Here is a 26,087-nt window from a genome sequence, read left to right as displayed (position 1 = left end):
TTCGAATAAAAAAGAGAACTTTCCCACTCGTGGATAAATAAAGTTAATAATATTTCTTATATGGGGTCGTGCCTATCATTCCCCAATCTTTGTACTCCAATTAAGTATTATAGTTCAATACTTTAGTTCATGACAATGCATAAAATTTCTCATAGTTGTCAATATAGTCGACACAAAAAAATTACCCCATAAATTTATATGTGTTCCAACTCCCTCGAAAATTACCTTTACAAGTCTTAATAGAAGAACTTGAGTGAGTTGACTAAATTGGATTAATTCACTATATAATCTTTGATTTTGAGAAACAATCAACTCACTCAAATACAAGATTAAGGCAAAATTTTATCTAAAGCTACTTTTAATTTTTCAATTTCCTCATTGATATTACCCTATTGTTCCGCACATGCTACACATTCGCTTAAATATTCATCTAAATTTGACTAAGATACTCGATCAATTGCTACTCTAACTGTTGCTAATTGGATTAAAATTTATAGGCAGTGACGATTATCTATTACCATTGTTTTTACCCACCCCTCTGATATGTCCTTAAATATGAGAAAGGCAGTTATAGATTCTCTTTAGAGATTCGTTGTTATGGACATAAGAACGTATACCATGATAATAATTCTCATTATTTATTTGCATAACTGATAGATATATATTTTTTTGTTAGTATCTCGTACATTATTTTTTAAACAAGTAATTTGACTCTTAACTTTTCAAATATATGAATATACATGTAAAGCTAAATATTTCACATAGTAATCAGGTTTAACGGCAGAAGAACTTTTGTAGCAGAGGAAAGCAGACCGAATTCTAATTATTTTTGGGTTCCTTCTTAAAGATAAATACCAGAATCAATTAAATCTTCGACTAATAATATACGATATCCCAATGATTCCCATATCATAGCTAAATCATTTGAAAGTTAAATTTCTCCTCATTTTTAATTTTTTCATCCAGATATGAAGTAATATAAAGAATTTCCAGAGACTTTTTATCAAAACGACAGAAAATATTCCCAATTCTTACCCCTCCTTTAGCTAAACAGACTATTTGGTTAAATTCTTATTGAGATTAATAGATCTGAACCATTAAAATTTCAATATATTGATGATATCATGTACAAGAAATATATAAATTAAATATGGGCTAAGTTTTAATAAGCTAACCTATAATATGTGTCATTATACACAGTAGGTTTCTAAATTAATTCCGAGTTATCTCTAGTATCGTTAGCAAAAAATATTTAACATAAAATTTTTTACTAACGCCTCAATATTTATAAATTTTTAAAATTATTCTTATAGCTTTGCTCTCATACAGATATTAATAGATAAGTACAACAACAAATAAATTTAATTCCATCAGAATAATACTGAAGTAAACCTAGATAATTTTACTTAGTCAGTAAAGAATTTTAGCAAATGGAAAATAAATTTTTTTAACTATTTGTTGTCCAGTAATTTATAGTTAACGTAAATAGTAATTTTAATCAAAAAACCATGCTTGATTTTAGTTTATAAAAACTTCTTTTTTAAGGAATTATGATAAATACGATATCTCCTCTTGTTTTGATTTATTAGATTTATTAACAATTTTATTACCATGGGTACAATTTATCACTACAGAAAATTTACTATTTTTTATATTTTATTCTTAAAATATAAAAAATAGTTTTATTAAAAATAATCTTTACTTTTTAGATACTTATTTTGTAATAATAAGCTCTAATTTTCAATTAAACAAGATTTTATAGATATTATTTATATCTAGATTGTTTTCATTTCATTATAAGTATTTTTTTGTAAAAAGTAAAATTATTTCTTTTATGAGAAATTCTATTGTATAAAAATATATAATTACTATCTAATTTTTTGAATAATTTTGTATTTTTTAGTCTGTTTACTAGACAGATATAGTTACTTAATTACCTCGATTTTTTAACACTTAATTATAAAATTTATTGATAAATTTAGTCACTTTAATTTCGTAAATAATTTGAATGCGTTTAAATACAAGTTAATAAAAATATTTTTAAGACACCATATTTTCTATGAGAAATTCTATTTATTATTATTGTAGTTATACTAATTAATGAACAATAATAATAATAAATAAATATAATTTTCTTAAACTTACTATCCTGCCTGAGATAACAAAGTACTTATAATAATTCTTATAAAAATCTAATTTTAAAATAAGATTATTTGACTTGTAACTAAGATTTTTTTGTCAAAATATTTTTAACTTTAAATTTTTAAGCTTAAAGCAGAAAGCTATAGCTTTCTGCTTTAAGAGCATAATATAGAAGGAGTTTATTATTAATCTCATATTGGACCAGTAAGAATATCTTGTATTTATTGGCATTTTAAAAATATCAATAAATACAAGATATGTATAATTTTTGTAAAGAATTACTAATAATTTAATTAAAACATATTTATTATTCAAAAATTAACCTATATATTCTATGTTAATTTCTTATTTATATTTTAATTTATTTAAAGATTTTATTTTTATATATTTGATATTAATATAAAAGCTACACGAATAAAAACAAGGATAAAGATTCATTATTAATTATAATTTTTTTAAAAAGTAGTAATTATACTATAGACAATATAATAACAAGGTTTTTATTTGAATTAAATTATCGCAAACTCAACACGTTTATTTAATTTATATCTATTCTATAAAAGGAAAAATTTAACTTAGGTTAATAAATAATATTTTAAATCGAGAAAACTTTATCATTATCTGTTGTAAGATTTTAAATGAGATAAAAATAGTTACATTTACTGTAAATACATACAACATTAACTTATCTTTAGTGTAATTTACTTCTTAAAAAGATTTATTAAAATAACAAATTAATTATAAAAATAATTCTTAAAAAGAGAAGATACTTTATGAACTATTTATACATAGAATATGATTAATTTATAAATATATTTATAGAAAATTTAATAACAAAAAAATAAAAATATATACTCTTTTGAGTAGATCAATAATTGCATATAAAAACTTTATCTATTTAAATAGCTTAAGATTAATTCAAAAAACCGGGGGTTGCTAAAATTTAACATAATTAAAATATTCTTTTAAGATATTTAATTGTGTTATCAACTAATTGATTTTATAAACTTAAGTGGTAACAGATAGATTTGATTGTACAAAGCAAGTTAATACTTAATTCTATCTCTAAATAAACTTTTATCAAAGTTAAATAAAAGAATAAATTCAGATAAATATAAAATATTTGTGAGAAAACCTAAATCCATATATCAGAATTATTAAGATTAAATAATCGGTATTAAAAGTGTATTTATCGTAAATTTTTTACGATAGGCAATATTTAGTCTAAATATTGCCTATCGTAGCCAAGCAATAACAAAATAGTAGAATATCCTAATAAATTAAAGTTAATTACAATAAAAATTTATAAATTTATAGGTTTAAAAATCTACCCAGTTTTTAAATTAAAAGTTTATTAACTTACTATTTTGATAATAATTTTTGCACAACTCTTATTTTATCTTTGACTGGTAATAAATTTTAATCTTGTATTCTTACCTAAATTTTATTAAAAATCAAAGCAGTATTTAATATAAAATAAATTATATTCTAGCTATAAATTAAATTACTAAATATTTTTAATTTATTCAGTAGATTACTAATAATAAATTGTTTGATCATATATTTATAGTCAAAGTAATAATAATTTTTTACTTTGATTCAACTTTTATATATGTATCCAGTATTTTTTATCTAAAAAGTTATGAAGTATAATACTCTAACTAATATAAGTTAATAGTTACTTATATCTTTAGTCTGAGAACTACTCAAAAATTTAAATGACTATAAATAGAGAAACTATGAATATTCTTATATTTAATAACTTACTAATAAAGTAGCTTTGACAGTCTGATAGCTTAGACTCTCAAAGCTACTTTCACCCAACTCTACTTACGATAACTTTAGGAAAACTTTTACAATGTCTATCGTTTTCTAAATTGCTTTATCAACTGTAGTCCTCTTTTTCTTTATCATGGTTTGCGGTATCCCAGTAACCTATATTTTTTTTAAAAATTCAAGATAAGTCTAAACTCTTACCTTAAATATTGAATATGCTATTTGGACTGTCCTGATCATCAATTGGAGGAATTTTAAGCTTATTTTCGAATACAATACAAGTGTCCTTACCTAAAGTAGAAATTATATATAGGGACATTAACTATCAATCATGGATAAACTAATAACTAATATAGAGGTCAACAACTGTTGACCTCTATGATATGAGAAATAACCTTTACACAGACGTACTCAACTGAATATTTATGACGACATTCGAGGGAACTTTTACTCAAGATCTATCTGCCTTACGCTTTGCTGTCGTTATTGGTCGTTTCAATGACCTAGTAACCGAAAAACTTCTATCAGGTTGTAAAGATTGCTTAAAAAGGCACGGCATAAATGTTAATCCTGACAGTACTCAGGTTGATTATATTTGGGTCCCAGGAAGTTTTGAAATCTCTCTAGTGGCTCGTCAACTAGCTCTGTCTCATCGTTACAATGCCATCATTTGCTTGGGGGCTGTGATTCGAGGACATACGCCCCACTTTGATTATGTGGCCGCAGAAGTTGCCAAAGGGATCGCAGCAGTAGGCTTTCAAACAGGCATTCCGGTAATTTTTGGAGTTCTAACCACCGACACTATGCAACAAGCTCTGGAAAGAGCTGGGATTAAAAGCAATTTGGGCTGGAATTATGCTCTCAATGCTTTGGAAATGGCTAGTTTAATGGAAAAAATTCACCAGCAAGTACGATCTTCAACGTACCAAGGTAATAATCCCTCTAAGTTACCAGTTTCTTCCCATAGTCGCCCGATGATTAGTGAATCTTTCTCGGAAATTTCAGAACAACTAGAATAATCTTTGAAACTGACCAATTAACTGATGCTTTAGAAAGTCAAAAACTCCCCGTTGTCTCAGTAGATTAGCGGGGATATTGATTAATATATTTTCACTGAGAGGATGAATATGTCAAACCATTAGGCTGCTTCAGCATCAACTACATGAAAAAAGCTCAAATGTAAAACCGTTCTTTTCCAAGGATGAGCTTGTACTTCCCTAATTAAAGCTTTACCTTTCCAAGATAGATCGGGGATCTGAACTTCGATGATGGTCTCATTAATGGAAACCTTTTTTAAGAGGTTCACTGCTTCCTTCGCATTAACAACTAAGGACATAGAATTTGCTCCATCATGTCCATATAAACTGCCAGGAATTAATCCTTTCCGGCGCAGGGCATTAGGTTTACTGCCTTCAGGTCTTTTTTGACACTCAATACTAAGAGACATAAGATAATTACTCCCTAAAACAAAATCGTTAATTGTTAGTCAAATGTTGAGCTAACTGGTTCTCCGTTGACATTCAGTAGCGCCCGTTTCGGTCCGTGAATCGGATCCTCGACAATGATCGTTTGATCACGACTTGCTCCCAAAGAAATGATCGCAATAGGGGTTTCCATTAATTCCGCTAAGAATTTAAGATAACTTAAAGCAGTTTGGGGAAGATCGTCGAGAACACGACAATTAGTAGTGGACTGTTGCCACCCTGGTAAAGTTTCGTAAATAGGCTTACACTGAGCGAATTCTTTAGCGTTGCTAGGAAGATGATTACAGGTTTTACCATTGAGTTCGTAAGCAATACAGACTTTAATCTCTTCCAATTCGTCAAGTACATCAAGTTTAGTAATAGCTAAACAATCTAAACCATTAATTCGTACTGCATAGCGGCCGATCACTCCATCAAACCAACCACAACGGCGACGACGACCAGTAGTAGTTCCAAATTCTGCGCCGCGATTGCCTAATAATTTCCCTACTTTTCCGTGTAATTCAGTTGGAAACGGTCCTTCTCCCACACGAGTTGTATAAGCTTTGGCGACTCCAATTACTCGATCTATAACAGTTGGACCCACTCCAGCTCCTACACAAGCTCCTCCTGCAATAGGATTAGAAGAAGTCACATAAGGATAAGTACCGTGATCTAAGTCTAGCAGAGTTCCCTGAGCCCCCTCAAACAGGATATTTTTACGTTTTTGGATGGCTTCAGCAATTTTGAGGGAACTATCCACTACATAAGGCCGTAGTTGTTCAGCATATTCCAAATATTCCTCAATAACAGCTTCAGGATTAAGAGGCGACAGGTTATACAGTTTTTCTAAAATGACATTTTTATAATTAATCGTCCATTCCAATTTTTCCTGCAAGCCATTAGGATTCATCAAATCAATGATCCTAATGCCTGTTCGTTCCGACTTATCTGCATAGGTCGGTCCTATTCCTCGTCCTGTTGTACCTAGTTTATGTTTACCCCGTCTTGTTTCAGATGCCATATCAAGCAAACGATGATAGGGCATCGTGACATGAGCAGTTTGAGAGATAAAGAGGTTTTCAGTTGAAACTTCTAAAGACTGAAATTGTTCCAATTCTTGAAGTAAGACTTTAGGGTCAATAACTGTTCCTGAACCAATGATACACTCTGTGTTCGGGTAGAGAATCCCTGACGGAATCAGATGGAGTTTAAAAGTTTTTCCCTGAACAACAATGGTGTGGCCGGCATTTACTCCCCCCTGGGAACGTACCACCACATCGGCTGAACGGCTCAATAAGTCAGTAATTTTTCCTTTTCCTTCGTCGCCCCACTGTGCGCCGATGACAATTACGTTAGCCAAGAGTTTATAAAAAAAATTAAAGTTCACACAATCTGACATTGTCTCTTATAAGAGAAGTTTTTGTCAAGTTAAAATTATTCAACTAGTTGGCTTTAACCCAGTTTCATTAGCTAAATCTCCCTAAATAGATATTTTTGTCGACAAAAATATCTATTTAGGGAGATTATCAAGTTCAGACTTTTTAATAACTGATAACATTGTTTCTTGCCCGGTTTCTATTCTAGAGATTTTACTCGAACAAAAGTTATAAGTTTACTATTTGTAGATGCAGGTGTTTAAAATAAATTCCTTAGCGATAAAAACACCATTTTTTTTCTTAGCTATAACAAAATCTCAGAACAAAAAAAAAAGTCAAAAGTAATACTTGACAAAAAACAAACATTAAAACATATCTCAGGCAAGAAAAAGAGGATAGGTTTTTAAAATTTTTATGTTAAAGCCTAACAGAAAAATTCTAAAACACTAGAACAATTGATAAACAAAAATATATAGATTTCTTAACTGTTTCAAGTATGGGTAACATTTGTTTAAGTTTAGTTATTGTAGTAAACTACTGATTTTCAATTTTGTTTCAATCTAGATGGTCAGGTAGTTGATATATTTTTCTTTTAATTTAATTATTATTTTACTTAAGAAAACTTAAATTTTAGAATCATCTAAAATTTAATATTTTTTCCTAATTATCAGCAATTACAGCATAATTTTCTACCTTATTTGCTATCTTTAACAACAAGATAAGAATATTACTACTTATTTAAAGTCAATAAAAAATTCTATTTGTGTGGTTGTTTACACACTATTTAAATTGTTTTGTAGTATAAATTTAAATTTTAAACAATAAATAATTATTGGGTTAGATTATCTCTATTGTTGGAGGTAAGTATATTTACTTATAGCATTTTTTTTATGTAGTTGAAAACCATGAATTTGAAGCTCGTCTACACACTTGCATAAATAATCTGTTTTAAGGTAATCTAAATGATGGTTAACTTTTAATGAAATTCATTAAATTATTCATAACAATACATTCTATCTATAAATATTATGCAATTAATTCTTTATAGCAAACCTGGTTGTCATTTATGTGAAAGATTACAAAAAAAATTAGAACAAATTCAAACTATAAATATTAACCTAGAAATTAGAGATATTACAACTCGTGAAGATTGGTTCGAAGCTTATCAATATGAAGTTCCTACTTTGTATCAAAGATGGGAGGATACTGAAACAATAATTCCCCGTCCTTCCCCTCGTATTTCGGTTGCTAGATTGGAGCAGGTACTACAAAAATATATATCAGAGAAAAGAGGATAAAAGATACTCCTTATTAATCACTCACTGTTTTAAAAATTTTATCTCTAGGTAATAAATCCACTAAATTAAACTTAATTGAAGTAGTTAGTCTACTATCTTTGTCTAACTTGTTAGAAGCTAGATTAAACTTATATTATTGAGAGTTTAATGGTGGTGATCTCTTAAGGGGTGTTAGTCACCAATAAGTAGGAAAAATTTTTGTCCATCGCTCAGTATTATATTTTTAGGCTATATATCTTGATATTTTAGATAAGAAGTTAATGAATTTCTTAGAATAATTTATACTTGACTACTCGAGCATTGCATGCCGTAATTATATTATTGGTTCCTATAGACTTTGTAGTTCTCGATAGTTTCACATCAGGGAAAACTTTTTATGTTCGTTTATTCATGGGAATGATGACATTGTCTTTAACAAGATCAACAACCTAAATATTTAAAAGTTAAAATAATCATGATTATCTTTTTTATTTTAATTTAATTATCTGGGGTTAAGTTATATTTATTTAGGTTAAAATATATTTTTTATTTCCATACAAATAACTTATTCAAAAGTAGCAATAACGGGAATTATTTTTTAGAACTATAAAAATAAAATATAGATAAATATTAGTTATTTTTTATTGAGGTAAATATCGTTAACTATACTTTAATATATTTTTTAAGCAGGACTAAAGTCAGTCTATCTACCTGGTTAGTAGATTCTAATGTATCGCTATTTTTGAAATTTATTAATTTGCCCATGTATAACTCAATTAAAATGACGATATTGACTAGACAGAAAATACAAATCCATAAGCATAAAATCTTATCTTAAGTTTACCTAAATATTTTTTGATTTAAGCAATTTATATTAAATATATAAACAGCGTTATTATTTTGTTTTTTAATTAATAGGTTTTGTTGGTAAAAAATTATAGTAAATTTATTAAAATCGATTATTATAGATCAGAAAATAAACCTATGAAATAATTTTCTTTATAGGTTTCTACTTGTAAAAAAAATACTAATGTAGTTGGTAATAATTTTTTAGCAGAGATTATGTCCTGAACAATGGTGTTATTATGCTATTTTTCGGTTTACAAAGAATAAATTACTAGAATTAGTTTTATCAATTATACTCTGATATAAGTTTTTTCTCAGCCTTATAGTAGAGCGTAATAAGTTTTTAAAAACTTATTTAAATCAAACTAAATCCTGTGAGATAAGATTATAAATATAAATCAAATTTGATTTCGCGCTACTGTGGTACATTATTAATTTTAAAGTCAATCAAAGATAATACAGATTACCTAAATATATTTTTATTTAAAGTACAATTTAATCTTAAAATTTTTATAGACTAAGTATCTACTACTAACAAATTTTTTAAAAAAATTAATCAAAAAGAACTATAGATTATTTCTTAATAAGAAAAATTTTCTATATAAAAATTAATATGAATGGTTAGTTACATAATATGAAATTAATATTTTATATTATGTAAATTTGAAAACAAAAAAGTATTTATAATTATTAAATTATTTCTTACTTAACTAAGTATTAATATTAGTTGTATAAAAGAAATTTTTGATTTAAATATATAAAATATCTTTATCTTATTCTATTTTTTGAGATAACAATTTTATTGTTTATCGTTAAGATTGTTATTTTAAGTAATTATTAATACTCTTATGGATTAAGTTGTACAATAAAAATATTAATTTTTTTAGAAATAGTAAATATCATGTTAATTTAGTTTTTATATCGTCGATAACTAAACAATTAATACTTTATTATTTTAGTATCAAATTAAATATATTAAAATTTATATTTTATTTAACTAAAAGTAGTTTTTGTTCAGATAGATTGATGTAAAGAATATAAAAATAATAGTCACACTAAAAGATAAAGCAGTAGTCTATATATATTCCCTTTAAAATCAGATTAAATGTAAATAATATCAATCAACTTGAATTTAAATCTGACATATGTTTATCTATTGTTTAGAAGTTATCAAATAATAAAAAGTATATAATTACTATTATATCTATGCTTTAAATCTTCTTTGATTAGATATAAATATATGCTTAATATTATAGAATATTAGAAAAAATAATGATACTATTCTACAATAACTAAGTTCTCACTTACGAGAAAAAATAAGGTGTTACAGTTAGTATTTTTACTATATGTCGTTTCGTCAAAAAACTTAACTTGATTTTTTAAAATACTTTATACCTTGGTAAGTTACACACAATAAGCTTTAAACTCAGAAATAAAAATATTTGACTACAGTTAGTCAACCTAAACTTTTAGATCTAGTTTTTATTGACAAAATCAGGGTTAAGTTAGCCGTGCCTCATAATTTTGCCGAGCGATTAAAGAAAAACTAGCTCATGTAAAATATTCCAATAATCAAGAAAAAAATATCATGTTGACCTGAGTCGTCTGCTACGTTGAGTTTCTTTGGTCCCTTTTACTTGTGAACAATGGATAAATAAATCACTTTTTCTTATGAATAAAATAGAAATGCTGATACTATAGCTCTAGCTAGGGACTTATCTAGTTATGAAAAATTTATTCACTTATAAAGTAATAGAAGTTAGAGAACTAATGAAATATATGAAATTATAGGTCGCATTATCATCTTTTTATTCTCTTGATGTAAACCATATTAAAACTGTTATTTAAAAATAAAAAATATCCAATAATATTATAGATTTCTTATTTTCAAAAACTAAACTAAGCTATCAACAAAATTGATTTTATCGGCTATGAATACATGATTAAATTGTTTATCTACTACTGTTCTTATAAACTACCTAACTTAACAATGATATTATCGATATAATCATGTATTGTGTTTTTGTATATAAAATTATTTCATGCCAATTTGTAGTTCATCATATTCACTTAAAAGTTTTTTTATTTCTTAGTGAATAAAAAGAGCTTAAACACAATTAAATAATTAATAATTATTAATCAATAAAGTTGCATAACTTCAGTAATAGACAATTGAGAAGTCACATTCAAAGTCAAAGAAGAAGTGTGTCCTCGGGAAAGATGATCAGCTGCAGCACAACCAATCATTGCAGCATTATCAGTGCATAATCTTAGAGGAGGAAAATGAATTTTTAGATTGTGTTTAACTCCTGATACTTCTAACTGTTTTCTCAGTTCACTATTAGCAGCAACGCCTCCCCCAACAGCAATAGAATGAAGACCATAATCTAGAGCACAGGCAATAGTTTTTTTCGTGAGTGAGCGTGCTACAGTTTCCTGAAAACTGGCTGCTATATCAGCTACAGGCAATGGGTTATTACTTTCTTTTTCTAATTTGTTAACTAACCGTAATACTGCTGTTTTCAAACCGCTAAAACTAAAATCATAAGGATGATAGCCACCTTCTGGTAAAGAAATCCGTCCTTCTGGGAAAAGAAACGCCTTAGGATTACCGATTTTAGCGAAGCGATCAATGGCTGGTCCCCCTGGATAGCCTAAATTTAATAACCTTCCAACTTTATCAAATGCTTCTCCGGCCGCGTCATCACGGGTTGTGCCCAATTGTTTATAGACTCCACAATCTTGAACTTGTATTAGGCTGGTATGACCGCCTGATACCAACAAACATAAAAATGGGGGTTTCCAAGTAGATTCACTTAAGTAAGTTGCGTAAATATGTCCTTCGAGGTGATGAACACCAATAAAAGGCTTTTGGTGTACAAGAGAGAGAGTTTTAGCTGTTGTCATTCCTACCATTAATGCTCCCACTAATCCTGGGGCGACAGTAGCAGCCACACCATCAATTTTTTGCCAACTAATTTGGGATTGAACTAACGCTTGCTCAATACAAAGATTGATTTTTATTAAATGTTCGCGGGAAGCCACTTCAGGAACAACACCACCATAGATACGATGTAGAGGAATTTGTGAGGCTACTACACTACTCCAAACATTACGATCATTTACGATTGCAACGGCGGTTTCGTCACAACTTGTTTCAATTGCCAACACTGTAACCATTCTTTGCTAATTTATGACGAAAGACTACTTTTTTATTCTGTTTACTTTATGCACTCGACTAATTTGTAAGAAATGAGATAATGTCAATACATAATTGATTCTCTCATCTCATGTACAAAAACTCATTTTTTCTCAAAAGAAAATATTTCGGATAAAGAGAATTGCTGGCTTTAATTTTAATAGCAACATTCCAGTCCAATTCTACACTTTTAGCTTCCATAGATAATTCATATCAGTTTACTCGTTCTGGTTAGTCAGCTACTTATCGATAAAATCTGAGATTTTTTGTTACATCACTAGCAGACCTATGTAATATCAAAATCCGTTGAACGTCATGTACATGCTTATGGACTTTAAGGTGAAACATTTCTAGTATCCTTTTCCTTTAAATTACCAGATTGAGTGGTTAGTTTTACCGGGTTTATTTGATTAAATATTAGAGATCGGAAAAATACGGAAATGAAGAAAATCATTATTGATGTTTTTTCAGCAATCAGTAAAACACTAAGAGGCTTTGCTTTGTCTGTAGCTAGGTTTTAAAAATTGACCTCCGGAGAGTTAACTACAATATATAGTGAAATTTATGTTTCTTATCGTTCATTAATAATTCATTGTACTTGTTTAGCCGTCTCTATTATTTAGGAAAACTATTTATGTAAATTTTACATATTTCTCTGTCCCTGTTTTAATAGCAGTATTATTGATTGTTACTGCCAGTTTATTAGTCAAATTCAACCGTTTTGATCCTTATCTTTTGTTTTATTCTTTAAAGAAAAATAAGACTTAAACATTAAAAGTGTTAATTGAATAAAAAGATTAGTGAAACCTAACTATAGAATATCTTAATCAAGATTGTTTTAGACTGGTTCTCTTTTTGTAAAAATTATCCAATCTTCTTGAACTTCTGCTACCAGATTACCAGGAAGAGAAGAAATACGTGATCGTCTAGGAGCATAAATTAAAGTTGTTAAGGCTTCTATATGCTCAAAGTTTATATTTTTGGGACTTATCTTGAAAAGAAATTGACGCATAACTCGCCGTTGCAATACAAGAGGAATTGACTGTAAAATTAGACGATTTAATCGATTTCTATCTTTATTAAGTGCTTTTTCTAGGTTAACTTTAGCGCAACTTTCTAAATATTCAGTTTCCTCCTTTATTATTTCAGTAGTTTTGGCTAAAGTCGTTTCGATTTGAGGATTAAAATTTTTTTTTAAATAAGGTATTAATTCTTTTCTGATACGATTACGAGCATAGTTTAAATTTTCGTTAGCTAGATCTTCCCAGATCGGAAGCTCATACTCTTGACAAAACTCCCAAATTTCCGAACGATTAATAGTTAATAAAGGACGAACTAAAGTTATATTATCTGCTAGAAGACGTTGCCAAGTCAAAGCACTTAGTCCGTCATTTCCTGCACCGCGAATAAGATTGTAAAGTAAGGTTTCAGCGAGATCACTTTGGGTGTGTCCTGTAACAATTATAGAAAAGTTATTTTCTTGGGCAATTTCTGTTAGTGCTTGATACCGCCAATTTCTAGCTGCTGCTTCAGTTTCTTTTAATTGGGAGGCGGTTTTTAAATAAAAAGGAATGTTCCATTTATTAGATAGTTGTTGTACAAAATATGCTATTCCAGTGTCATATTTCCACCCATGATCACAATGGGCAATCGCGATCTTCCAAGTCCATTTTGATTGTAAGTCAAGTAAAAGCTTGAGTAAACATAATGAATCTTGACCTCCTGAGACTGCAATTAAAATACATTTTTTTGGCGGCAATAGGTTACGTTGTCGTAACGTGATATGTAAGCGAGAATGAAGAAGAGTCCACATATTTTTTAAGAAAATAGAAAGGAATACATAAAATAAATAGAGAAAAATTTAAAATAATTTAAGGTAATAAAAAAGTATAAAAATATGCTATTAACTTGGCAATCATTTGACATAAAAAGACATATACTTCTTATTCAAAAAAAATGATATTTTACATAAAAACTTAGACAAAAGAGCTTTAATTCTACTGAAAGAATACACTCAAAAAAATTTATAACTTAATTTTACAATACTTTAAATTATTTTAAGTGTCAATTTATATAAGCTATATTTCCGATGTTATTTTTTTATCAGATCAATGGTTAACAGATTGTATAGAACTTTAGTATTCAGTAACTTCATAAAAGTTAAAAGTACCCTCCTAGAAACAGAGTGACTTAAAATCCTCCGAGAATACAAAATCTTAAGTGCATTTTCTGAGTCAGGTTATAACATTACACTATTCCAACAAATTTTATCTGTAATCTCTTTATCATATTGATTAGTATTGTGGACAATAAATATTAACAGTTAAAATCCAAAGTATTTTAAAATCAAACTTATCGTGATACCTGATTTCGTTTTTATATTTTTTTAAAAAAATAAATCATAGTTATTCACTATTTACTTTCATGATAAACACCTTTATTATAATTTAATTCTTCAAAAAAGTAATATTAAATTATAATAAGTGTTTTGCTATAAACTAAGTTTACATAGCTATGAATCATTACTCTACTAGAAAAACCAAAAAACCTAGATTTAGACAAAATATTGTACTAACCATAATAATTTTTACATCAGTCATTTATTACTTTTTATTTTTAAACAATGGATAAATAATGAAGTATTTTTTACTGATAAAACTGAAGCAATAGTACTAAAAATTTCGCTAAAAACTTATATAAAAATAGATAATTTATATTTTTATAAAGCTGCAAAAATTATAAAATTGATAGTAGACATAGAAATATAAGTCGTATTTATTTGTTTATTTTTTTGATTTTAACTTCATAAAAATCTATTGATTAAAAATTAATTTTTTTTCATTATTAGAGCTCTCAATCAATCTGGTTATCCTAGTAATTGCTCAAAATATAATTAACTAATATGTCTAGTTCGGTTTCTATGAATTACTCAACTAAAAAAACACTGTTATATAATACAAAATTATTCTATTTTTGGCTTTAAATATGTTTATATCTACTTTTTTTTTACGATATTTATATATATTTAGTATAGTTTATGTAAATTTATAATTTAGTGCTAAAAAACAGCGAGAGCAGTATCAAATAATTTTAAAAAATTCTCTTGAAATAATCTAGCGCAATTCTCGATATTGGGGAATTTATTGCCCATTGTAATAGATAAAATATTATCGAAGGAAGATATGATCACCATTCAAATCCTTCATCCAGACTTATTTAAACTATGTAAAGGTGAATAAAGGATAGGGAATGCCATTTAGTTGATTAAAAGGATTACTGATTTATGACCTAAAAACGAGTTCCCTATACGTCAAATAAAGATTTATCATTACAGCACCGCAGAGGTCCATCATAGGTTTACTAAAAAAGCTATTTTAAAAATATCAAGAACAACAATAAATAGCAAATTAACTCTGTAAATTATTAATAATATTATTAATAATATTATTAAATTGCTTTTTTGCCTACAATGATTATAAATACTATTAGCCATTTTTTATTTTTACTTCTGAAGTAAAAATAATTTTTCTAAGTTCTGTAGCTAGAGTGAAATTTGGCATGAAGGTGAATGTGTTTAACAGTCAAGACGTTTCGTTTCTTACGTAATGGTGATATCTGCTGAACATAGAGAGCGTAATAACTTATATTCAATCAAGTATTTTATCTACCGTTATTGCCATTATTTTGATATTCTTCTTATTTAAATCTCTTTTCTCTACCATTGCTATTATGATCAATGTGTTTTTGTCCTCAGCAGCAAGAGGTATTATTCCATTATTTTTAATCTTATAGTGATATCTGTTACCTCTTTAGTTGGGTTTCTAAACCTGTCAAGAGTAGCTATCTAAAATAGTTAATTACTTTTAATGATAGGTTCATTTAGGAAATGTACCTTTAAAGATTTCAATGTTAAAAATTTTATAGATTGAATAAATACTATTTCAATGCTGGCTTTAACATCTTTCTTGGAAAAGTTACTTTTAGTACTCACTTTTTGTGTAGGCGAAAGAATCTCATAACTTTAGCTATTCATGGTATGGAGAATGAAGAAGGATAAACTCTAAACTTTTTGTATGAACATCAGCAATCACCCATTCATGAGATTTATACTCGATAGCGAGCGGTGTCATAATAATACAATTGGAGAAAAAAGACTAACAGCCCTATGTCAAAAATAGAAACTAGAACCGAACCCATGGTACTCAACATGGGACCCCACCATCCCTCTATGCACGGGGTATTACGTTTAATCGTAACCTTAGATGGGGAAGATGTAGTAGACTGTCAACCCGTTATCGGTTACCTCCATCGAGGAATGGAAAAAATAGCTGAAAACCGTACTAATGTCATGTATGTTCCCTACGTTAGTCGGTGGGACTATGCTGCAGGAATGTTTAATGAAGCAATTACCGTTAATGCCCCTGAAAAACTAGCGAATATTGAAGTTCCCAAGCGGGCCCAATATATCCGCGTCATCATGTTAGAACTTAACCGTATCGCCAATCATTTATTGTGGTTAGGACCATTTTTGGCAGATGTTGGCGCACAAACTCCATTTTTCTACATTTTCCGTGAACGGGAAATGATCTATGATCTTTGGGAAGCAGCATCGGGAATGCGTTTAATCAATAACAATTACTTCCGTATTGGGGGGGTTGCCGTTGACCTTCCTTATGGTTGGATTGATAAATGTGAAGATTTTTGTCAGTTTTTCGAGCCTAAAATTGATGAATATGAAAAATTAATTACTAACAATCCCATTTTCCGTCGCCGTATTGAAGGAATCGGTACCATTACCCGCGACGAAGCCATTAATTGGAGTCTATCAGGTCCTATGTTAAGAGGATCTGGAGTTAAATGGGACCTGCGCAAAGTTGACCATTATGAATGCTATGACGACTTTGACTGGGACATCCAATGGGAAACAGCAGGAGATTGTTTTGCTCGTTATCTAGTCCGTATCCGGGAAATGCGTGAGTCGGTCAAAATTGTCCGTCAAGCGCTAAAAAGCATACCAGGAGGTCCTTATGAAAACCTCGAAGCAAAGCGGATGATGGAAGGGAAAAAATCCGAATGGAATGATTTTGACTATCAATATATCGCTAAAAAAGTTGCCCCCACCTTTAAAATTCCCGAAGGAGAACATTATGTCCGCCTAGAAAGTGGTAAGGGTGAAATTGGCATTTTTATTATAGGCAATAATGATGTTTTTCCTTGGCGTTGGAAAATTCGTGCAGCTGACTTTAATAATCTGCAAATTCTTCCTCATCTTTTAAAAGGAATGAAGGTAGCTGATATTATGGCTATTTTGGGTAGTATCGATATTATTATGGGATCAGTAGACCGTTAATAGGTTTCTAATGATAGTTAATTTTTGGAGGAGGTTAATCTCCTCTCTTTTTTTGTTTAATTTATTTACTAAAGTTTAGAGACTGTTCCGAAAGTAAGCATTAAGTAGGCTTTGTTAAGCGTATTATACTTTTTCAGGCAATTTTTCTTCTTTGTATTTCTAGCGTAGTATCCCAAAATATTTTTCTGAGGCGTTACAGTTTAATACACGCCCAATAATTCTCTTGAAATTTACTTTATTAGCAGCCTATTAGATTCTATTTTTTTTGTAAAAAAATTATACTTGACATCTTAACTATAATATTTAGTATTTTATGACTGAAACCTCCCAAACTGTTCAACTACCAACTAATGAAAGTGCCATGGCTTTAGCGGGACTTGGAGATGAAAACCTCAAATTTTTGTCCCGTTATACTGGAGCTAATCTAGTTTTAAGAGGTCAAGAGTTACAGATTTATGGTAAAGAAAAATCTGTGAAACTGGCAATACAAGTAGTGCTATCACTTCAACCCTATTGGCAGGAAGCAAAGACAATTTCTCATCCTGACTTAATGACAGCCTTTCAAGCGATAGATACAGGAAAAACTGAGGAATATAAGAACTTACAACAATCAGTTTTAGCTAGGACTCGACGGGGAGAAATTATTTACGCAAAAACATTTCGTCAACGACAATATATTAAGGCAATTCAAACTCATGACATTACTTTTTGTATTGGACCGGCGGGAACTGGAAAGACTTTTTTGGCAACTGTTTTAGCTGCACAAGCTTTATTAAATAATCAATGTGAACGTTTGATTTTAACTCGCCCTGCGGTAGAAGCAGGAGAGAAATTAGGGTTTTTACCAGGAGATTTGCAACAAAAATTTGACCCTTTTTTACGGCCTCTTTATGATGCATTAGATGAGTTTATTGACCCTCAACGAATTCCTACTTTAATTGAACGAGGAGAAATAGAAGTTGCGCCTTTAGCTTATATGCGAGGACGAACTTTAAGTAATGCTTTTGTGATTGTTGATGAAGCTCAAAATACTACTCCTGCTCAATTAAAAATGGTCTTGACACGCTTAGGGTTTGGTTCAAAAATGGTAGTAACTGGAGATATAACTCAAACCGATTTACCTCATCATCAAGATTCAGGATTAGTGATAGCAAAAAAAATTCTAAAGTCAGTAGAAGGCATTGCTTTCTGTCAATTTTTTCAGGTAGATGTGGTTCGACATCCATTAGTTCAAAAAATTGTAGAAGCTTATGAAAGATTTGACACTTAATTTAACCGTATTATTCAACACCGTTTTTATAATCTTGACTACAGAAACAGACATTATGGAGATTAATAGCTATTAAAACCTACAAAATAAAAACCAAATTCTTTATACTACCAAAGTATTTTGTGCTCCAGATGACCTCTATCGAAGGTGTAGATAGCATTGCTACTCTGTTCTCAGACTGATAGTATTTATTGTAAAAACAAATATACTATTTTTGTTTTAGAGGAGACGCAATTGTAACGATCATCATTATTTATCATGAGTCAGTGTATCAAACTCTCGAAAAATAAATCATTTTATTAAAGTTAATCTTTTTAAGAAGACTCTCATTCTGGTGTGTTTTATGGACTGACAAAAATTTTTTTCAGTTAAACCAAAATAAATCTATCGATTTTAATAAAACTTTATCACTTATTTTTTATATTAAATTTAATATAATACAAAATATTTTTTACCTACTATTATTAATAGCTTTAGTTAAATTATATGTTGTCACTATTTATTTAATATAAATAAGCAATACCTTACTATCAATTCTTATAAAAAAATACTCGCGTATTTTTTTTACTGACTTACTTATAAATTAGTTTATGCGTAAAATTTAAGATATATTTCAAGAGGAGAGAACGAAAAATAAAATATAAATTTATATTTTATAAAAAGTAACGTACTATTTTTGGAGATAAAATAAAATAAGTCTTGTTTTTTATCAATCGAACCTTGTGCTAGGTTTAAATATCTTACATATTTTATTTTTTTTACCTTAATATTATTAAATCATACTGACTTGAATTTAAGTAGTGATTTTTAAAATATCAAAACCTACTTTATATAGTTCTTATTTAAAAAAATTTTTAGTAACAAAATATTACTATTCGGCAAGATACACATTTTAAAATTAAATCATTAATATTTAATATATTTTTATATTTTTTTTCTTAATCATTGCCTATTTATAAAACATTATTTTATTCTCCTTAAGTTTTAATACAATCAGTATCACTCCCCTTTAATCGATAAGAAAATTTTTGTTTGCTGCTTACACTTTAACCAACTTTGATGGTCGACTAAATGTTTATAACTATTAAGTTTAGATCCATTATTTACAATAGTAAAATGAGTAAACCCTAATTCAATATTTATAGCTTTTCTTTTTGCTGATAACTTTAGTTCTTACTTTCTATCATTAAATTAAAACTGAAGTATAGTATTTAGTATCAAAATTTTTGGCTATAATAACTGTTTTTACAATTCTCTTAAAATATCATATATGATTAATTATCTTGTATTCTTGTACTTAATACGAGGTAATTTTGTTCTTTTTTTTAACAGCGACAATGAGCAATTGATCGATTTAAGGCAACCATGTGCAAGCATTATACATAAACATAACTTAATTTAAAGTATTCTTTTTTGATCAAAAATTTTGAATACTATATATTAATAGTCTCTTACCTGTATTCTGAACTACTTTTCTAGCACAAATCTAAATAACAATTTCAACACTGCCCGCAATTCAAAGATTTGGCTAGGATTATTACATACTAGTTTAGGCTATAGCCTAAACTAGTATGACTTATACATTATTACTATTAAATTAATCTAGTAAGGATTTAACCCAAAATTATAATTTTGTATTAACAGTCTTTTCTCTGGGTTTCATCTTTTGACCGCTTCTGTCTTCTAATCGAAGATTATCAAACAGATAGGGTCGAGAGCAACCAGAAGGTTAGATTGTCGACTGGGTTTATCCCTGAAAGTAAACAAAAAAACAAAATTTTACTTTGATTATGATAAAGTAAGTCATAACTAAGTTAAAGATAGTTCGAACAATTGAGATTATTCAAACGTCAAAATAATGCTTTCAATCTAAAAAAACTTGAAAAAAGTGTTAATTTAAATAAAGAACCTTAATTAATTTTGGATAAATTCCATGATCTCAGCCAATGCTGACTCTAATTATAGTGATAAAACTCTAGAAGCAATGAAAAATTTTGCTGAACAATATGCAAAACAGACTGACACTTATTTCTGTAGTGAACTATCAGTAACAGCAGTGGTTATTGAAGGACTGGCAAGACATAAACAAGAATTAGGTGCTCCTTTATGCCCTTGTCGTCATTATGAAGATAAAGAGGCTGAAGTAAAAAATACTTTTTGGAACTGTCCATGTGTTCCCATGCGCGAACGTAAGGAGTGTCATTGTATGCTGTTTATCAACCCAGATAGCGATTTTGCAGGAAATCAACAACAAATTAGCCTTGAATATATTAAAGAGATTAGAGACAATATCAGTTCTTAAGCAAAACCATGTCAAGGGAGCAATTTTTGCAAGGCATTGAGCAATTCAACTATCGGGAATTCTATGGTTGTCATAATACCTTAGAGTCTCTCTGGATAGATTCTGTAGAGCCAGATAGACAATTTTATAAAAGTATTTTACAAATTGCTGTCGGTTGCTATCATTTTAAAAACTATAATTGGCGCGGGGCGGTAATTTTATTAGGGGAAGGCATTAGACTACTCAGTTCCTATCAACCTGATTATCAAGGAATTGATGTATCTAGCCTAGTCAGAGAAAGCCAAAAATTATTACACTATCTCCAACAAACTAATTCTGGAAAAATTACAGTGGTGACTAAACAATTCGAGAATATTTCAGAGAATGATACTCAACGTTTACCTTATATCCTTACAGTAAATCACTAACTAAAATCTCTGTAACAAAGTAGTTACCATAAATGAAGAGTATAAAACTAATAGTTTAAAATATTCTCTTACAAGAGTATATTTTAAACAAACCCGTCAAGAAGAAATAAGCTACTAAGTGTTAATCAAACTCTATATTTAGGGTTTTTGCTTAATTTTAGTATTTTTGTTATAATAGTCAAGTCAAAATATTTAATAATTTATTAAGATAATCATGGATTATGTTTTATAATATCGATTAGTCTCAGTTTAAAAAAAGAACACCATTAAATTGAAAATCCAGAGATAATTGAATAATTTTAGGTAAGCTCAATAAATGTCATGATAACCATCATTTCATCTATTGCAGACAATCTGTATTTGACGTAATTTGTCAATATACAAATAACTAAAAGCTAAAAAAAATCTCAAATTGAATACTAAAGAAAATAGAAAGACAAAAAATAGTTTTGGTTGCAAAAAATATGCTACTATGAGCTGACATGCCTTGGAGAGGTGGCTGAGTGGTTGAAAGCGGCTCCCTGCTAAGGAGTTATGGGGTAACACCCATCGAGGGTTCGAATCCCTCCCTCTCCGTTCTTAGACTTGTGTAATTTCGACCATCAAAGCACAACAATTTATTATGAGCTTTTACCGTCTTGTTCAAGATTCATCTGCGTTTTGCCTTAACCCTCTCAAAGAAACACTTTGTATGAGAATTAACTGAATAATAATCTTTTTTTTGAGAAAAAATTTTTAAAAAGCTCTCATCTCCTTAGTTCTAGCCCTTATACTGAGCAGTAGCTTATTAGTTAGTTGTGATAAACAACACAAAGGAAGGATTAACTCCTCTTTCTATGAGAAACTAAGATTAAGGGCTTGGTTGTTTCTAACTAGTGATCTACCTTCAATTGGTCAGAATGTGCCTGAAGCCATCAAATTAGCCCTCGATGAAATTAATGCTTGTGGTAGGCTCAATAATAAGCCGAGCACCGGTGTACTAGCCATAAAAAATTGACAGAAGTTGATAAAGTTACGAAAGTAGTTAGGGTATTTACCAGTAGCGTATCAAATGCAGCTGTTACTATTGCGGCCCAAAATAATGTAATGTTAGTTTTCCCAAGTAGCACCAGTTCCGTTTTTACTGAACAAGCAAAAACCAGCCTTATACCCCACAGTTGGGATGTTATTATTCTTCTAATATTGGCAACGAGAACAGCAAATACCAATACAGGAGAAGAAATTAGAAGTAAAACTTGTGAAGTGGCAAATGCCCCTGAAACAGAAATTTGAAACAGAAACTACCGATCCTTGTGAAGCAATGGAGTTAGTTCACAGTGGAGAGGAAGTTAATCATCAAGGAGCTAATAGGTAACCTTGATATCGACGAAAAGGAGGATGTAGTCAGGATTTATAATGTCTGGACAGTCGGGGAAGATGGAACTCTCTAAATAACTGACAAAATCAGTCCCATCGATGAAACTGAATATTAAAAAACTCGTTATATCCGCTCTTTTTCTTTTAAAATCAGGTTATTTCAAAATATTTTTCTGATTTCATCAGTTTTAGCCGCCATAATATAATCATTCTTATGGAGTCCACCAATTGCATGGGTCCACCAGGAAACAGTAACCTTTCCCCACTCTGTCACCAACGTTGGATGATGTCCTTCTAATTCAGCGAGATCTCCAACGGACTTAGTAAAGGTAATTGCCTGTTGGAAGTCTGGAAATTTATATTGTTTTTCTAGTTGTAACTGTCCTTGTTTTTCGACAACATGCCAATCAGGAATTTGTTTTTTTAATTGTTTAACCTCTTCTGGAATAATAGAAGGAGTATCAGCACTGCAAATTTCAAGTTCTTTTTTTGCAAGATTACTCATGATGGACTACTTTAGTTCTTTCATTGTCAATATTATAACCAAATTAACCTATTTATCAAGGGCAAAGAAGTTAGATTTTTACATACACTTTTAGCTAAAACTATATCAGTTCAGACAGACAGAAAGACAGGAAATTCTCATGATATCATCCATATGGTTTTAAAACAGCATCAAGGAAAGCCAATTGTAGTTTAAATATCTGTATCCTCCTCTCCTCCAACCATTTTCCTACTTCATCAAGGGAAACAAACTTTAAAGGACTGGCTTAATAAATTAACCTAGAACATTATTGAGGGTATTCACACTAATAGAGCAGAATCCTTACCCCTCACAGAAATTAAAGGACAAAAAAATATTCTGTTACTATGCTAGGGAGGTGGCTGACTGTATTAAACATGTCTGTTGTGGAACAACAGTGGATCTGTGCAGCATTTTCAAGGTTAAATCGGAGAGCTGTTCAGAAGATTATAGCTTTTGTTCTCAGCCTGTTCATCATCAGGGAGAAGATTCCCCCATTTAGCAGCTAAAGTCCCCAAAAAAAATTATTGACCAAGCTAAATCCACAGCAGCAAAAACAAAGCCATTTTATTTAGTAAGTCAAGAGCGAAATTCTAAATAACTAGGAGCAAACTTCACATAATTTGAGCTAATTTTAGAAACTGTTAAACCAATTAGCCGCGAAACAGGCATTAAACCCTGCTTTACTTTGAGAGAAATTACTTCCGAGCAAGCCGGTTCTTGAGAGCAGCTGAAGTTACCCGCTATAATCATAATCTAGAAACCTACGATAACTTTTATCCTGAAATCGTTACCAGCCACAGTATAATCGCATTAAAACTGTTAAGAACATTAAAGAAGCAGGTATTCATTCCTGTACAGGAGGCATTTTGGGCATGGAAGAAACCTGGAAAGATCAAATAGATCTCTCTTTGTCTTTGCGAGAATTAGGAATAGAATCTATTCCTATAAATTTGTTTAACCCTAAAAAAGGAACTTCCCTAGGAGAACGTTCTTCACTCAAACTTTTTGACGGGTTCAAAACTTTTCTATCTTTCGCTTTATCCTACCCCAACAAATCCTACGTTATGCTGGAGGGCAAAACCAAACTATAGGCGAATTACAAAGTCTAGGGTTAAAGTCTGAAATTAATGCTATGCTAATTGGGCACTATCTCACAACCTTCGGATAGCTTCCAGAACGAGATATTACTATGGTTGAATTGTTAGGACTATAAGGGGGTGAAGCTCCAGTTCCTGGTAAATATCAAACATAATTACAAAAAATAAAAACCCGTCGTTACCTCAAAACTACCCCGATTTAAGGTGTCTGCTACCAATGAATTTCTCTGGGCAATAATTGGTCTATTGTTGACGATTTTCAGTACATTTGTGCAGTCCTTTATCGTGGGCTTGCCGTGGAATTGGGAACAACAAGGAGTTGAATCCATACCTCTGGGCGTAACCTTTCAAGTAGGAGCCGTGTTGTTAACTGGGTGTGTGGGAGGAAAAAATGCCGGGGTCATATCACAAATTGCTTATGTTTTCCTGGGTTTATTTGGATTACCTGTATTTGCTCAAGGTGGGAGTCTGAATTACTGGCAAGAGCCTAGTTTTGGCTATTTGTTGGGGTTTATCCCAGGAGCTTGGCTATGTGGTTTGATGGCTTTTCGTACTAGGCGAAGACTGGAGTGTTTGGCTTGGAGTGCTGTCTGTGGACTATTGATGATTCATTTATGTGGCTTGGTGTATCTAGTCGGGTTATCCTTTTTAAATCCTACAATAATTTCTCCTAAGAGTTTGCCTAAGTTGATCATGAATTATTCCACTAATCCCTTGCCTAGTCAGTTAGCAATTACTTGTGCCGTCGCTGTAGCGGCTTTCATTTTACGTCAACTCTTATTTTATTAATAAACTTCATTTGAGCAAAAATTAGGGTTAAAAATTATCCTAAATATGGCAAGCGTACATGAAAAAAAACAGTTTTTTTTGGCTGGTTGGCTTAGCTGGTTTAATAATTGATCAAATAACTAAATATTGGGTTACTCAGTCGTTTACCAATTTAGGACAAACTATTCATATCTGGTCAGGGGTATTCCATTTTACCTATGTTATTAACACAGGGGCTGCCTTTAGTTTTTTTACTGGAGGGGCAAAATGGCTGCGCTGGCTTTCGTTGGGAGTTAGTCTAGGTTTAATGGTTTTAGCTTGGTGGGGGAATAAAATGAGGTTTACAGAACAGTTGGGTTATGGACTTATCCTAGCAGGAGCTTTAGGAAATGGAATAGATCGTTTTTGCTTTGGATATGTGGTTGATTTTCTGGATTTTCGATTAATTCAGTTTCCAGTTTTTAACTTAGCTGATGTGTTTATCAATTTTGGGATTATTTTTCTATTAATTGCTAGTTTTTCTGGTCCATCATCTTCTCAGCAGTCAAACTTTTAAGTCTCAGAGATTGTTTTTAAAACACATTTTAAGAGAATTATAGAGAATATTGGCGTAGCGTGATACATAACGAAAATATACTGGGGGTCTTGTGACAGTAAAAGGAGAAGAGAACTTAAACTAGCAAAATCCGTGCAACAGTTGGCAAATTTATAGCCAGTGTATGCTAGAATGTTCATTTATTAACAATGTCGTAAGAGGTATAAAACTGGGTTTAATTAAGTAAACAACTGGGAAACATCTGCTTGTAACTAACTGCTTCTAAGATAGAAATAGTTAAGAGATTTGGGTGAACCAGTAGTCCCTGACGCGCAATTACTTATAAAGAAATCCACTCAATCAAAGCGGAACAGACAACGTTTTTAGATTTAGA

General features: G+C 30.1%; 16 protein-coding genes, 1 tRNA gene and 1 pseudogene. 13 read left to right on the top strand and 5 right to left on the bottom strand.

The genetic code is table 11. The annotated features are described in order from the left end of the window. The first annotated feature begins 4,343 nt into the window (after window positions 1-4,343). Window positions 4,344-4,937 carry a 6,7-dimethyl-8-ribityllumazine synthase gene (gene ribH, locus ETSB_RS04615; RefSeq protein ID WP_044106590.1) on the top strand — a complete coding sequence of 198 codons (594 nt, stop codon included), beginning with the start codon at window positions 4,344-4,346 and terminating at the stop codon, window positions 4,935-4,937. A 119-nt stretch (window positions 4,938-5,056) separates the two neighbouring features. On the opposite strand, the gene rplY is transcribed toward ribH, so the two are convergent. Then, window positions 5,057-5,365, bottom strand: coding sequence for a 50S ribosomal protein L25 (gene rplY, locus ETSB_RS04610; protein ID WP_044106589.1), 309 nt, complete (start codon window positions 5,363-5,365; stop codon window positions 5,057-5,059). Between the two features lie 35 nt (window positions 5,366-5,400). After that, on the bottom strand, window positions 5,401-6,744 hold the full coding sequence (locus ETSB_RS04605) for an adenylosuccinate synthase (protein ID WP_044107615.1): 1,344 nt from the start codon (window positions 6,742-6,744) through the stop codon (window positions 5,401-5,403). A gap of 1,044 nt (window positions 6,745-7,788) precedes the next feature. On the opposite strand from ETSB_RS04605, the gene ETSB_RS04600 reads away from it, so the two are divergent. Both ETSB_RS04600 and ETSB_RS09925 read left to right on the top strand, forming a co-directional pair. Then, window positions 7,789-8,058 (top strand): glutaredoxin family protein, encoded by a 270-nt coding sequence (locus ETSB_RS04600; RefSeq protein ID WP_044106588.1) that lies wholly within the window; start codon window positions 7,789-7,791, stop codon window positions 8,056-8,058. A 285-nt stretch (window positions 8,059-8,343) separates the two neighbouring features. Continuing rightward, complete coding sequence (locus ETSB_RS09925) at window positions 8,344-8,490, top strand: hypothetical protein (RefSeq protein ID WP_171816404.1); 147 nt, start codon at window positions 8,344-8,346, stop codon at window positions 8,488-8,490. 2,532 nt (window positions 8,491-11,022) lie between these two features. Here ETSB_RS09925 and tsaD read toward each other — a convergent pair. After that, the gene (tsaD, locus tag ETSB_RS04595; RefSeq protein WP_044106587.1) at window positions 11,023-12,063 is read right to left on the bottom strand and encodes a tRNA (adenosine(37)-N6)-threonylcarbamoyltransferase complex transferase subunit TsaD; all 1,041 of its coding nucleotides are present in this window, start codon (window positions 12,061-12,063) and stop codon (window positions 11,023-11,025) included. A 649-nt stretch (window positions 12,064-12,712) separates the two neighbouring features. Between tsaD and ETSB_RS09620 the strand changes: the two genes are divergently transcribed. Further along, window positions 12,713-12,850 (top strand): Photosystem I reaction center subunit IX, encoded by a 138-nt coding sequence (locus ETSB_RS09620; RefSeq protein ID WP_145972282.1) that lies wholly within the window; start codon window positions 12,713-12,715, stop codon window positions 12,848-12,850. Window positions 12,851-12,920: 70 nt separating this feature from the next. Here ETSB_RS09620 and tilS read toward each other — a convergent pair whose 3' ends face one another. Next, on the bottom strand, window positions 12,921-13,895 hold the full coding sequence (gene tilS, locus ETSB_RS04590; RefSeq protein WP_044106586.1) for a tRNA lysidine(34) synthetase TilS: 975 nt from the start codon (window positions 13,893-13,895) through the stop codon (window positions 12,921-12,923). Window positions 13,896-16,247: 2,352 nt separating this feature from the next. Here tilS and ETSB_RS04585 point away from each other — a divergent pair. From ETSB_RS04585 to ETSB_RS10630, 6 genes are all read left to right on the top strand, one after another. Then, window positions 16,248-17,432: an NAD(P)H-quinone oxidoreductase subunit H gene (locus ETSB_RS04585; RefSeq protein WP_044106585.1), complete on the top strand. Its 1,185-nt coding sequence runs from the start codon at window positions 16,248-16,250 to the stop codon at window positions 17,430-17,432. A gap of 313 nt (window positions 17,433-17,745) precedes the next feature. Beyond that, window positions 17,746-18,702: a PhoH family protein gene (locus tag ETSB_RS04580; RefSeq protein WP_044106584.1), complete on the top strand. Its 957-nt coding sequence runs from the start codon at window positions 17,746-17,748 to the stop codon at window positions 18,700-18,702. A gap of 1,933 nt (window positions 18,703-20,635) precedes the next feature. After that, on the top strand, window positions 20,636-21,004 hold the full coding sequence (locus ETSB_RS04575) for a ferredoxin-thioredoxin reductase catalytic domain-containing protein (RefSeq protein WP_044106583.1): 369 nt from the start codon (window positions 20,636-20,638) through the stop codon (window positions 21,002-21,004). A gap of 8 nt (window positions 21,005-21,012) precedes the next feature. Continuing rightward, entirely contained in the window at window positions 21,013-21,411 is a 399-nt protein-coding gene (locus ETSB_RS04570; protein WP_044106582.1) for a DUF309 domain-containing protein, read from the top strand. Window positions 21,412-21,900: 489 nt separating this feature from the next. Then, window positions 21,901-21,987 (top strand) — tRNA-Ser (locus ETSB_RS04565). A gap of 417 nt (window positions 21,988-22,404) precedes the next feature. After that, window positions 22,405-22,683, top strand: a complete 279-nt coding sequence (locus ETSB_RS10630) for a hypothetical protein (protein ID WP_044106581.1) — start codon at window positions 22,405-22,407, stop codon at window positions 22,681-22,683. A 244-nt stretch (window positions 22,684-22,927) separates the two neighbouring features. Here the strand turns inward: ETSB_RS10630 and ETSB_RS04555 are convergent, their stop codons facing one another. Beyond that, the gene (locus tag ETSB_RS04555) at window positions 22,928-23,272 is read right to left on the bottom strand and encodes a 4a-hydroxytetrahydrobiopterin dehydratase (RefSeq protein WP_044106580.1); all 345 of its coding nucleotides are present in this window, start codon (window positions 23,270-23,272) and stop codon (window positions 22,928-22,930) included. Window positions 23,273-23,557: 285 nt separating this feature from the next. Between ETSB_RS04555 and bioB the strand changes: the two are divergent. The 3 genes and pseudogenes from bioB to lspA all read left to right on the top strand — a co-directional run bounded on the left by bioB (window position 23,558) and on the right by lspA (window position 25,714). Then, window positions 23,558-24,506 (top strand): annotated as a pseudogene (gene bioB / locus ETSB_RS04550) (biotin synthase BioB). A gap of 88 nt (window positions 24,507-24,594) precedes the next feature. Then, window positions 24,595-25,179 carry a biotin transporter BioY gene (locus ETSB_RS04545; protein WP_084220190.1) on the top strand — a complete coding sequence of 195 codons (585 nt, stop codon included), beginning with the start codon at window positions 24,595-24,597 and terminating at the stop codon, window positions 25,177-25,179. A 58-nt stretch (window positions 25,180-25,237) separates the two neighbouring features. Next, the gene (lspA, locus tag ETSB_RS04540) at window positions 25,238-25,714 is read left to right on the top strand and encodes a signal peptidase II (RefSeq protein WP_044106579.1); all 477 of its coding nucleotides are present in this window, start codon (window positions 25,238-25,240) and stop codon (window positions 25,712-25,714) included. Window positions 25,715-26,087 lie beyond the last annotated feature (373 nt).

Source organism: cyanobacterium endosymbiont of Epithemia turgida isolate EtSB Lake Yunoko, from assembly GCF_000829235.1.
Lineage (GTDB): Bacteria > Cyanobacteriota > Cyanobacteriia > Cyanobacteriales > Microcystaceae > Rippkaea.
The sequence above is the reverse complement of the archived record's forward strand: the minus strand, read 5'-3'. Positions and strand labels throughout refer to the sequence as shown.

Excerpts from the sequence above, each read along its gene's own strand:
- ribH (WP_044106590.1), top strand. The coding sequence starts at position 4,344 with ATGACGACATTCGAGGGAACTTTTACTCAAGATCTATCTGCCTTACGC.
- rplY (WP_044106589.1), bottom strand. The coding sequence starts at position 5,365 with ATGTCTCTTAGTATTGAGTGTCAAAAAAGACCTGAAGGCAGTAAACCT.
- ETSB_RS04600 (WP_044106588.1), top strand. The coding sequence starts at position 7,789 with ATGCAATTAATTCTTTATAGCAAACCTGGTTGTCATTTATGTGAAAGA.
- tsaD (WP_044106587.1), bottom strand. The coding sequence starts at position 12,063 with ATGGTTACAGTGTTGGCAATTGAAACAAGTTGTGACGAAACCGCCGTT.
- tilS (WP_044106586.1), bottom strand. The coding sequence starts at position 13,895 with ATGTGGACTCTTCTTCATTCTCGCTTACATATCACGTTACGACAACGT.
- ETSB_RS04585 (WP_044106585.1), top strand. The coding sequence starts at position 16,248 with ATGTCAAAAATAGAAACTAGAACCGAACCCATGGTACTCAACATGGGA.
- ETSB_RS04580 (WP_044106584.1), top strand. The coding sequence starts at position 17,746 with ATGACTGAAACCTCCCAAACTGTTCAACTACCAACTAATGAAAGTGCC.
- ETSB_RS04575 (WP_044106583.1), top strand. The coding sequence starts at position 20,636 with ATGATCTCAGCCAATGCTGACTCTAATTATAGTGATAAAACTCTAGAA.
- ETSB_RS04570 (WP_044106582.1), top strand. The coding sequence starts at position 21,013 with ATGTCAAGGGAGCAATTTTTGCAAGGCATTGAGCAATTCAACTATCGG.
- ETSB_RS04555 (WP_044106580.1), bottom strand. The coding sequence starts at position 23,272 with ATGAGTAATCTTGCAAAAAAAGAACTTGAAATTTGCAGTGCTGATACT.
- lspA (WP_044106579.1), top strand. The coding sequence starts at position 25,238 with ATGAAAAAAAACAGTTTTTTTTGGCTGGTTGGCTTAGCTGGTTTAATA.